Source organism: Vagococcus sp. (assembly GCF_036639995.1).
Lineage (GTDB): Bacteria > Bacillota > Bacilli > Lactobacillales > Vagococcaceae > Vagococcus.
Genome location: NZ_JAVWHO010000039.1, coordinates 5,929 through 15,303, shown reverse-complemented (window position 1 = coordinate 15,303; position 9,375 = coordinate 5,929). Strand labels below are relative to the sequence as shown.

General features: G+C 31.8%; 10 protein-coding genes. 7 read left to right on the top strand and 3 right to left on the bottom strand.

Annotation, left to right across the window (positions count from 1 at the left end):
* Nucleotides 1-55: 55 nt before the first annotated feature.
* A complete protein-coding gene (locus RR554_RS09450) occupies nt 56-616 on the bottom strand; it encodes a hypothetical protein (RefSeq protein ID WP_332463798.1) in 561 nt (186 codons plus the stop codon).
* A 5-nt stretch (nt 617-621) separates the two neighbouring features.
* Nucleotides 622-993 (bottom strand): hypothetical protein, encoded by a 372-nt coding sequence (locus tag RR554_RS09445; RefSeq protein WP_332463799.1) that lies wholly within the window; start codon nt 991-993, stop codon nt 622-624.
* 139 nt (nt 994-1,132) lie between these two features.
* Here RR554_RS09445 and RR554_RS09440 point away from each other — a divergent pair, with 139 nt between their 5' ends.
* The 5 genes from RR554_RS09440 to RR554_RS09420 all read left to right on the top strand — a co-directional run bounded on the left by RR554_RS09440 (nt 1,133) and on the right by RR554_RS09420 (nt 6,996).
* Nucleotides 1,133-1,495 carry a GntR family transcriptional regulator gene (locus RR554_RS09440; protein WP_332463811.1) on the top strand — a complete coding sequence of 121 codons (363 nt, stop codon included), beginning with the start codon at nt 1,133-1,135 and terminating at the stop codon, nt 1,493-1,495.
* Between the two features lie 3 nt (nt 1,496-1,498).
* Complete coding sequence (locus RR554_RS09435; RefSeq protein WP_332463800.1) at nt 1,499-2,386, top strand: ABC transporter ATP-binding protein; 888 nt, start codon at nt 1,499-1,501, stop codon at nt 2,384-2,386.
* A gap of 11 nt (nt 2,387-2,397) precedes the next feature.
* Nucleotides 2,398-3,594 carry a hypothetical protein gene (locus tag RR554_RS09430; RefSeq protein WP_332467895.1) on the top strand — a complete coding sequence of 399 codons (1,197 nt, stop codon included), beginning with the start codon at nt 2,398-2,400 and terminating at the stop codon, nt 3,592-3,594.
* Between the two features lie 186 nt (nt 3,595-3,780).
* Nucleotides 3,781-4,254 carry an Rrf2 family transcriptional regulator gene (locus RR554_RS09425; protein WP_332463802.1) on the top strand — a complete coding sequence of 158 codons (474 nt, stop codon included), beginning with the start codon at nt 3,781-3,783 and terminating at the stop codon, nt 4,252-4,254.
* A gap of 15 nt (nt 4,255-4,269) precedes the next feature.
* Nucleotides 4,270-6,996 carry a YhgE/Pip domain-containing protein gene (locus RR554_RS09420; protein WP_332467894.1) on the top strand — a complete coding sequence of 909 codons (2,727 nt, stop codon included), beginning with the start codon at nt 4,270-4,272 and terminating at the stop codon, nt 6,994-6,996.
* 45 nt (nt 6,997-7,041) lie between these two features.
* Here RR554_RS09420 and dhaS read toward each other — a convergent pair whose 3' ends face one another.
* Complete coding sequence (gene dhaS / locus RR554_RS09415) at nt 7,042-7,581, bottom strand: dihydroxyacetone kinase transcriptional activator DhaS (protein WP_332463804.1); 540 nt, start codon at nt 7,579-7,581, stop codon at nt 7,042-7,044.
* A 171-nt stretch (nt 7,582-7,752) separates the two neighbouring features.
* Between dhaS and dhaK the strand changes: the two genes are divergently transcribed.
* Together dhaK and dhaL are read left to right on the top strand one after the other, a co-directional pair.
* Nucleotides 7,753-8,739 (top strand): dihydroxyacetone kinase subunit DhaK, encoded by a 987-nt coding sequence (dhaK, locus tag RR554_RS09410; protein ID WP_332463805.1) that lies wholly within the window; start codon nt 7,753-7,755, stop codon nt 8,737-8,739.
* A 15-nt stretch (nt 8,740-8,754) separates the two neighbouring features.
* The gene (dhaL, locus tag RR554_RS09405) at nt 8,755-9,333 is read left to right on the top strand and encodes a dihydroxyacetone kinase subunit DhaL (protein ID WP_332467893.1); all 579 of its coding nucleotides are present in this window, start codon (nt 8,755-8,757) and stop codon (nt 9,331-9,333) included.
* Nucleotides 9,334-9,375: the final 42 nt, after the last annotated feature.

Here is a 9,375-nt window from a genome sequence, read left to right as displayed (position 1 = left end):
AAAGAAGAAAAAACTGAAGAAAAATAAGCTAAAAGACAGTTAGAGTGAGTAGACTTTAACTGTCTTTTTTTGGAAGGATGATATAAAAATAGGTTTCTGAAAAAGAAAGGTAGAGGCTTGCTGATAGGCAGAGTAGAAATAGAAAAATAGAGAAGGTAGGAAATAGAAAGTAGATCAGCAAGCTAGAAATTAAAGAGTAAAGAAGGAAACCTAAAATAAAAAGCATCTTAACAGAAAGGGTTGGTTTTTTCTTATGTAACCAGTTAATAAATGATTTATCTAACTCACCTTGCTTGATTTTTTCTTGACGAACTTTCAAGACGAATGCCCAAAGAAGTGCTAAAGGTGCGGCAAAGATAATCATGAGGAGATAACCTGTCCAATCAACAAAGTCATCAGGAGAATAAAATCCAGCAGAAAAACATACTAAAAAGATAAGAAAATTAATCTTGAAAGTTGTTTTTTGATAAAAACTTAAAAAGCCCAGAATAGCGAAAGGAACAAGTGTAAAAAGTGACTGTTTTATATCAAAATTGTTATTAGTTATATAAAAATATAAGATTAATAGGCTTAAGAAACAAACTAAAAAAATAAAGTCAACTTTTGCTTTTTTCATTTAAATCATCCTTTCTTTTTATGTACTAAGTAAAAAGAAAACAAATAATAACATATAACACCAAGTAAAACGCAACCAAGAATTGAGAAAAATAGAAAGGTTAAACTATCATAAATGTTGCTATCTAAAATAGTTTCAAATAGTGGTGGAACAGTAAAAAATAAACTAATACTAACAATACTGCTAATTATTTTTAGAAAAGAATCAATAAAAGATGACCGATTCTGTTTCTTTTTTTCTAAGTCAGGAGGAAGAATATGAATTCCTTGACTTGATGGATCCAAATTCTGTGTATGAATGGTGTTAAGTCGATCAAACTCACTATTTTTAATAGTTGAGGTTGAAGCGGCTTTTTTATTTTGTTCAAATTTATTCATAAGCATGGCCTCCTTTCTTCTATTATACACTGATTAGCATATTGGTTACTACAAAAAAAGATTGACAGCGTTAAGTGTTCTGGTTACAATAGTACACGTAATACACTATGGAGGTGAGTGAAGGGTGCAAATTGATAAAATGAGTGGTAAGCCACTATTTGAACAAGTTGTTTTAGGAATTAAAGAAGATGTTTTGCGGGGCATTTTAGAACCAGGAGATAAGATACCATCTGTTAGAGAGATGGCTACCCAACTTGTGATTAACCCGAATACAATAAGTAAAGCCTATAAAGTCCTAGAAGAAGACGATGTGATTGTAACGGTTCGAGGAAAAGGCACATTTGTTAAACAATTAGATACTGAAAGTAGAAATGAAAAGCAAATAAAGAAAATCAAACAACAGTTCATAGATTTAATTGTTGAAGCTAGTTACTTGAATGTGACAGAAAAAGAACTCACGCAGTGGATGGAAGAGTCGGCACATTATTTGAGGAGGAACTAATACATGAAAGTTAATCATATTGAAAAATCAATTGATGGAAAATTAATTCTAGAAGATATTACTTTTGAATTAAATAAAGGTGAGATTTTAGGGATTATTGGTAGAAATGGTGTCGGGAAGACAACACTTTTCCGAACGTTGATGAATCACTATACAAAGGATAAGGGAACTATTGAAATTGATGGAAAAGATATTGAAACCAATCGAGAATTGTATGAACATTTATTTTATTTAGATATTCAAAATAGTCCGATTGCCAAGATGACTCCAGTTGCAATTGGAAAGTACTATCAAAAAATCTACTCAACTTTTGATAGTGAGAAATACGATAAATTAATTGAAACAAACAACTTACCTAAAAATAAAAGTTATCATCAATTTTCTAAAGGGATGCAAGGTCTATTTAATATTATTTTAGCTATTTCATCAAATGCTAGTTACTTAATTTTAGATGAACCATTTGATGGTTTGGATGTCATAGTTAAAAAACAAGTATTGAAGCTGTTATTAAATGAGATTAGTTTATCTGATAAAGCAGTACTGGTATCTTCACACAACTTAACAGAATTAGAAACATTATTAGATCGAGCGTTAATATTAAAGGATGGGACTATCGTGAATGAATATCATTTAGAAGAAGCAAAAGCATCAATGAAAAAAATTCAAATGGTATTTAAGGATAAAAAGGTACCGAGAATTATCAAAGAAAATGCCGAAATATTAACGGTTCAAGGGCGCGTGATGATTGGTTTATTTAAAGAAATTACACCAGAAATGCAACAAGAAATCGACCAATTAAATCCAGTACTATTTGATGAAATACCAATAACGTTAGAGGATTTGTTTTCATCTAATTTAACAGATGAAGCGGATTTTCAATTATTTAATTAAGGGGTGACGTAATGAAAAAGGAATTACAGGACTTACTTGTTCAACGATATAAATATGTACTAATCGCTATGGCAGTCTTTTTTGTTGGGTTGTCACTGTATGAAACAAAAGTAAGTATTTCAAACTGGAAAGAAGCAGAAACGGAAGTAACCGGTAAAAAAGGCGAAGCAAGCTTTTATAAAGAGATAAAAGATAAGAATAGTTACCCTGATGGGAAGATGACTCTATACTATGATGTAAATAATGGGGATAAGGTTTTTTCAACAGATGATTTTGAAGAATATAAAGAAGCTCGTTTAGAGGTGTTTCCAGATAAACCGGATCAGCAAAGTGTATTTGGTTCTTATTTAAATGAGTCATATTTCTTAATGATAGTTGTGACGATTATTTGTGGTTTTTCACTTTTCTTCTATGATAATAAAACCAATTTTAATACATTACTTTTTTCTTCAAAATTTAAGAAAAAAGAGATTTATCAAGCTAAGTTAAAAATAGTTGGTGGGACACTTCTGTTGTCATTAGTGGTATCTAAATTATTGAAACTAGCAGGATTAACCTTGTTCATTCCAAGAGAGCATTTAAATGCAAGTTTTACTGATTTACTGCCTAGTCAAATAGTTCTGACAACATGTTTAGTCGCAATATTTATTGTTAGTAGTTTTGCCGGGGTGATATTAGGTGAGTGGATAACAGGTGTAATTACGATTTCTGTTTTCTGGTATATGTTATCAGCATTTTTATCAGGTCTAAGTGTAACGTACTATACTTTGACAAATAAAAATTTTCAAAATTTAGAATGGTTTAGTATTAACAATTATTTCGAACTAAGTAAAAAAGGTTTTCCAGAGGTAATTATCCCTACCTTATTTTTCTTGTTAATTTCGTTTGTTCTACTATTTTGGGGTGAAAAAATATTTAAAAAGTTATCTCTTGAAAATAATGGAAAGTATTTAATGGATGATTCACTTAGGAGACCAGTACAAATTGTTTTTCTTATTTTTGTCTTTTTTGTGACAAAGGGACCAGGCTTGATAGAAGCAATAAAAATAAAAGTAACAGGTATCAATCCATATGGTCAATATGAACCGAGTGTGGTTAGTGCAATGATTATGACAGTTATTATTTTACTTGTAGCTTTCATGATTTCAACAACAGTAATTTATCGTAAGAACCCATTTAAATTTAAAAAAAACCAAGAAAATGAGTAAAGACTTCACGAATCATCAAATTCTGAATAAAGGTTAAAAGGTTGATATATCAGCTTTTTAATCTTTGTTTTTTTATTTTAAATACCCTATAAAAAAACAATTGATAAGAAAGTGTTAAAATAATTGCATCGTGGACAAAACAAGTCTATAATAGATTTCTGAAGTAGAGAAAGGGATGAATATTTCATGAAACTAACCAATGCGACGGAACAAGCTTTGGCGATTATAGCGATATTAGCAACACAAGATGAAGAGCTACCAGCATCATCTAAAGCTATCTATCAGAAACTATCAGTCTCTCAATCTTATGTAAAAAAATTACTCAGAAAATTAGTGGTTTCAAAAATAATTGAAGGGGTATCTGGTAATAATGGTGGCTTTTATATTGAAAAAAACTTGAGAGATATCTCATTATTGGATATAGTTGAAGCTATCGAAGGACCATTTCATTCTTTTCCACATATTGGTGTATTAGAACGAGCTTTTTCAGATTTTAATGAGATTGCCCAAAATGGAAATGAGACAATAACAGAAGTTTTTACACATGCAGATATAGCATGGAATGAGGAATTAAGAAACGTCACGGTTCAAGATGTTTTATCAGATGTCTTTAAAAATTATGGTGAAATTCCAAGACAAGATTGGAATCAGTACATGTGAAGTGGGGAGTAGAGTATGAAAAATAGATTTAAAAATGTTTTTGACTTATACCGACTAGATTGGAAAAGAATTTATAAAAATAAATTAACTTTTGTGTTAATCATTGCGTTGATGATTATTCCATCATTATATGCCTGGTTTAACATAGCAGCTCTTTGGGATCCGTATTCGAATACAGGAGATATAAAGATTGCTGTGTATTCAGATGACAAAACAGCAGAGGTGCTGGATAAGAAGGTCAATATTGGTGATCAGATTGTTGATAACTTAAAAGATAACAAAACATTAGGTTGGCAATTTGTAGACTCCAAAGAAGAATTAGATAAAGGTGTTAAAAGTGGTAAATATTACGCGGGTATTTATTTACCAGCAGATTTTTCAGATAACCTAGTTAGTTTTGTTAGTGGAGACATTAAACATCCACAAATTGATTACAGTGTTAACCAAAAAATTAACGCCATTGCACCAAAAATATCTGATAAAGGTGCTGGAACAATTAAAGATACTATCTCAAATGAGTTTGTAACTACTGTTAGTAAAACATTAATGGAAGTGTTAAATGAAATTGGTTTTAACCTAGATAGTAATCTTCCTTCTATTAAAAAGATGACAAGTAAAGTGTTAGAAATTGATGATAATTTAGATGAAATTGATGGTTATACAAAAGAAGTGGTAGAGCTTAATAAAAAAATGCCTGAATTAAAAGGTAAATTAAATGATGCCAATAAATTTGTAGATATGATTCCAGAAGTTAATCAAATGACTGGTAAAGTTTTAACGTTAAATGAAAAAATGCCAGAAATCGAAAAATATGGTACTTTAGTTTATGATGTTCAAGGAAAAATTCCAGAAATAAAAAATGCTGGTCGCCAAATTAATCAAGTTGACCAAGATTTTGATCAAGTAGTACAAATGATGGATGAAGCAATAACAGAAGCAAATAAAGGATTAGGTATCATTAATGATGCACAAAAAGTTTTACCTGAAGTAAGCCAGTTAGCTAAAACAGCTAATGAGATGATTCCCCAAGTGAAGACAGATTTAGGAAAAGTCCAAGAAGCTTTACCTAATATTGCAAGTGGTGTAAATTCGGGTATTAGTATTATTAAAGTGGTATCAGGAGAAACAGTTGTTATTGCAGATGGATTAATTGGTATTATTGGTGATAACGAATTGACTCCAGCAGAACAAGCACAATTAGCAGAAGATTTGAATAAATTATCAGAACGTTTAGATGGACAAAGCCAAATGATAAGTAATGTGATTACCCTATTACAAGATTTACAAAATGTAACAGGCTCGACTAGTTTAAATGGCATTATTGGTCAATTGCAAACAGCTAAAAATGTTGTGGATGCAACGAAACAACGTGTTGATAATGTTCGAAACAACTTAGGTGAATTATCAAAAGCTCCTGCTCAACTAAAACAAGCCTTATCTGAAATCAGTAGTCAAGCAGGTAACATTAACTCAGTAGTGAGTGGCATAGATACAGGTGCTATCCAATCAGAAGTTAATACATTAATCAATGAAGCACAAGATGTATTAACAAAAGCTGGAGACATTACTAATACAGTTATTAGTGATGATTTAATTGGACGTGTGGATAGTTTGATGACAAGTACTTCTAAAACAATTACACAAGCTATTGGATTCTTAGAATCATATCAAAAAGAATTACCAGCAATTAAAGAAGAAATTCATTCAGCTAATGAATTGTTAAACGGAAATATGGATTTAATTATTGGAGGCATTAATGACGGAGCAGCTTTCTTTACGAATGATTTTCCAACATTAAAAAATAAATTAAATAAAGCTTCGAACTTTATTCAACAAGATTTACCAGGCATTGAAACAGATGTCCAAAAAACAATGAAGATGGTAAATGAAAAAGCACCAAAATTTGAAAAAGCTTTATCAGAAGCAACAGACTTAATCAATAATGATTGGCCAAAAATTAAGGATAGTATTGGCAAAGCCAGTGACTTAATTAGAAAAGGCGAAAAAGATGTTAATTTAGATGAAATTGTTAAATATTTAAAAAATGATGCTAATTCAGAAAGTGACTTTATTTCAAGTCCAGTGAAAGTAAAACAAACAGATGTGTATCCTGTACCAAACTACGGTTCAGCAAGTACGCCTTTCTATACTGCTCTTTGTTTATGGGTAGGGGCTGTTCTGTTTTCAAGTATTGCTTCAACTAAATTCCATTTAGATGAAGAACAAAAGAAAAAATATTCTAAACGTCAACAATTTTTAGCGCGTATGATGACTTACTTGACAGTAGGATTCTTCCAAGCGTTAATCGTAACTCTTGGTAATCAATGGTTGTTAGGTTCTTATACAAAAAATCCTATTTGGAATTTATTGTTTGCCTTACTTATTGATTTTGCCTTTATGATGATGGTGTACGTCTTAGTCGCCCTGTTTGATAATCTAGGTAAAGGAATTGCGATTATCATACTGGTACTCTCTATTTCAGCTGGTGGGGGTAACTTCCCAATTGAAATGTCAGGGCCATTCTTTAGAGCGATTCATCCTTATATTCCATTTACACATGCGGTGAATTTATTGAGAGAATCAGTGGGTGGTATTTACTGGCCATCTGCAGCAAAAGCAATTTCAATTTTAATTTCAGTAACAATTGCATTCTTTATTGCTGGATTTATCCTTTATCCAAAAGCAGATCGTTTATTTATGAAAATAAATGATAACCTTAAAAAAGGACATATTTTACATTAATAATAAAAGAGATAAACGTAGAGTGAAAATCTTCGTTTATCTCTTTTAATTTGTTGTCGTATCAATGATGTTAATAATTATGTTTTCCATCTCAGAAATAGGTGTGGAACAGTCATCAAGTAACCACTCTTTAATGAGACCAGTTAAACCATGGGCATAAAAAGAAGAGTTTCGCTTAATTTGGTTAGGAGTTAATTTTTTAGTGTCTGATTCGAGTAGGATTTCTTTAAAGAAAGATTGTAAATGAGTTGCAAGAATCCCATCAAAAGAACTATCACTATTAATAATCAATGTTTTTTGATAAAACAATTTGTTTTTCTCAAAGTAAAAAAGAATTCTTGAAACAATCTTTTTCCAATAGTCGTAATTGATAAAGTGATCTATGGTTTCTGTCATTTCTTGATGATAAATCCAATCCAGTAATTCATACTTGTCGGAAAAATGATCGTAAAATGTTTGTCTTCTATAATCAGCGTGACTCATAATGTCTTTAATTGAAATTTTTTGAAAGTCGGTATGCTTCAGTAAATCTTTAAAGGCGTAAGCAATCACTTTTTTTGTAATTAGGGAACCGTTTGAAACCATGTCACCACTTCTCTTTCTTATTCTCCGTTTAAGAATAACAATTAAAAGCTAAAATAACAAACTAAAAAAGAAAGCGGACACATTGAAGTTTTTGTCCATTATATTGAAACCCTTTTCATTTTATAATGAAGGTACCAATTAAGAAAAGGCAAAACGAAAGGAAGAGATACCATGAAAAAAATTATTAACCAGCCAGAAGAAATATTGAATCAAATGCTTGAAGGTTTAACTTATGCGTATAGTGATTTAGTTGAACGTGTTAAAGATACTGATGTGATTGTCAGAAAAGACAAGAATGAAGGTAAAGTTGGTTTAGTTAGTGGTGGTGGTAGTGGTCATGAACCATCTCATGCAGGTTTTGTTGGTAAGGGAATGCTAAGTGCAGCTGTCTGTGGTGAAATTTTTACATCACCTACACCAGACCAAGTATTGGAAGGAATTAAAGCAGCTGATACAGGCGCAGGTGTTTTGTTGATTATTAAAAATTATTCAGGAGATGTCATGAATTTTGAAATGGCTAAAGACATGGCTGAGATGGAAGGCATTCAAGTAGAACAAATTATCGTTGATGATGATATTGCTGTTGAAGATAGCACGTATACAGCTGGTAGACGAGGTGTTGCAGGAACTGTTTTAGTTCATAAAATTCTAGGTGCTTATGCTGATCAAGGAAAAGAGTTAGCTGAAATAAAAGAAATAGCTGATAAATTAGTTCCAAATATAAAAACTATTGGTGTGGCTTTAACGGGTGCGACAGTTCCAGCAGTTGGAAAACCTGGATTTGTTCTTGAAGAAGATGAGATTGAATATGGTGTAGGTATTCACGGTGAACCAGGCTACCGTAAAGAAAAACTTCAACCTTCAAAAGATTTAGCAAAAGAGTTAGTTGAAAAATTAAAAGGTGAATTTTCATGGAAGACAGGAGAGAAATATGCTGTACTTGTTAATGGTTTAGGTGGAACACCGTTAATGGAACAATTTGTCTTTATGAATGATGTGAAAGAACGTTTAAACAATGAAGGTTTAGTAATTGAATTTAAAAAAGTTGGAGATTTGATGACTGCCATTGATATGACAGGTCTGTCACTAACAATGGTTAAAATAGAAGACAATTGGAAAGAACAATTAAACCACCCAGTAACAACTATCGGATGGTAATTAGGAGGAAATAGAATGGAAGTACAAACATTAAAGAACTGGTTGCAACTTTTTACAGATAAAGTTGTCGAAAATAAACAATATTTAAGTGATTTAGATACACCAATTGGTGACGGGGATCATGGGGCAAATATGGCTCGTGGAACAACAGAGATGATGGCTGCCATTAACGATAAAAATCCTGAAACAGTGACAGATACATTTAAGTTAGCAGCTATGACGTTAATTAGTAAAGTAGGTGGCGCTTCTGGTCCGCTTTATGGTTCAGCATTTATGGGAATGACAAAAGCATCAATGGCTTCAGATAACTTAGCGGAGATATTGGCAGCAGGATTAGCAGATATTCAAAAAAGAGGAAAAGCTGAAATTGGTGAGAAAACAATGGTTGATGTCTGGGCGCCAACGGTAGAAGCGTTAAAAAATAATGAGTTATCAAGTGAAAAAGTTCAAGGATTTGCTGATGCAACTAAAGATATTAAGGCCACAAAGGGTAGAGCATCTTATTTAGGAGACCGCTCTATTGGTCATATTGATCCAGGATCACAATCAAGTGCATATCTTTTTGAAACAATGTTAGAAGTAGGGGTGAAGTAATAATGACTTTAGGAATTGTGATGGTGTCTCACGTGTCAGATG

Coding starts and splice junctions, on each gene's coding strand:
- RR554_RS09450 (WP_332463798.1), bottom strand. CDS start 616: ATGAAAAAAGCAAAAGTTGACTTTATTTTTTTAGTTTGTTTCTTAAGC.
- RR554_RS09445 (WP_332463799.1), bottom strand. CDS start 993: ATGAATAAATTTGAACAAAATAAAAAAGCCGCTTCAACCTCAACTATT.
- RR554_RS09440 (WP_332463811.1), top strand. CDS start 1,133: ATGAGTGGTAAGCCACTATTTGAACAAGTTGTTTTAGGAATTAAAGAA.
- RR554_RS09435 (WP_332463800.1), top strand. CDS start 1,499: ATGAAAGTTAATCATATTGAAAAATCAATTGATGGAAAATTAATTCTA.
- RR554_RS09430 (WP_332467895.1), top strand. CDS start 2,398: ATGAAAAAGGAATTACAGGACTTACTTGTTCAACGATATAAATATGTA.
- RR554_RS09425 (WP_332463802.1), top strand. CDS start 3,781: ATGAAACTAACCAATGCGACGGAACAAGCTTTGGCGATTATAGCGATA.
- RR554_RS09420 (WP_332467894.1), top strand. CDS start 4,270: ATGAAAAATAGATTTAAAAATGTTTTTGACTTATACCGACTAGATTGG.
- dhaS (WP_332463804.1), bottom strand. CDS start 7,581: ATGGTTTCAAACGGTTCCCTAATTACAAAAAAAGTGATTGCTTACGCC.
- dhaK (WP_332463805.1), top strand. CDS start 7,753: ATGAAAAAAATTATTAACCAGCCAGAAGAAATATTGAATCAAATGCTT.
- dhaL (WP_332467893.1), top strand. CDS start 8,755: ATGGAAGTACAAACATTAAAGAACTGGTTGCAACTTTTTACAGATAAA.